1 protein-coding gene is annotated in these 597 nt (G+C 63.7%); it reads right to left on the reverse strand.

Annotated features, from left to right (window positions below; translation table 11 throughout):
* Window positions 1-65: 65 nt before the first annotated feature.
* Window positions 66-515 carry a DUF3052 domain-containing protein gene (locus tag HMPREF3101_RS07280; RefSeq protein WP_070463982.1) on the reverse strand — a complete coding sequence of 150 codons (450 nt, stop codon included), beginning with the start codon at window positions 513-515 and terminating at the stop codon, window positions 66-68.
* Between the last annotated feature and the right edge of the window lie 82 nt (window positions 516-597).

Raw genomic sequence — 597 nt, forward strand, 5'->3', positions numbered from 1 at the left:
GCCGGCCCGCGCAGGGCGACGCTGGGGCGCGTCCGCCCCAACCACGGACGCGCCCCCGCAACCGCCTACTTCCGGCTGTGCGGCGAGGTCAGCAGGGAGCCCTGCCACTCACCGAAACGGTCCGCCTTGGTTTGCGCCAAGCCGGCAAGCTGGGCAGATTCGGAGATTTCGCCGGCTGGGACGACACCGGGCTTGCCTGCGCCGGGGGTCATCAGCCAGATGCGCCCGCCGTCGGCAAGATTGCGAATGGCGTCTACCAAGGTGTCTACGAGATCCCCGTCCTCGGCGCGGTGCCACAGCAAAATCGTGTCGCAAAGGTCGATGGAGTCCTCATCGAGCAGTGCCTCACCAATGGCGTCTTCGAGTGCTTCGGAGATGGAAGAGTCTGCATCTTCATCCCAGCCAAGTTCCTGCACTACTTGGCCTTTGGATACTCCTAGGCGTGCGGCGTAATTGTCTCCCCCGGTGGCTACCAAGGTGGGCGTCCTCCTTATTTTGAACGTTTCGCTTCCCATACAGCTTAGCGCCGCCTCTCACCTTTGGCCTTTGGTACAAGGTATGACTTTTCACCCCCGAGCTGCCCCCGCACCGCCCCCG

The sequence above is a fragment of the Corynebacterium sp. HMSC29G08 genome (genome assembly GCF_001806875.1).
In the GTDB taxonomy this organism is placed as follows: domain Bacteria; phylum Actinomycetota; class Actinomycetes; order Mycobacteriales; family Mycobacteriaceae; genus Corynebacterium.

What these genes read in the sequence shown, in the direction of transcription:
- HMPREF3101_RS07280 (WP_070463982.1), bottom strand. Translation starts at nt 515, where the DNA reads ATGGGAAGCGAAACGTTCAAAATAAGGAGGACGCCCACCTTGGTAGCC.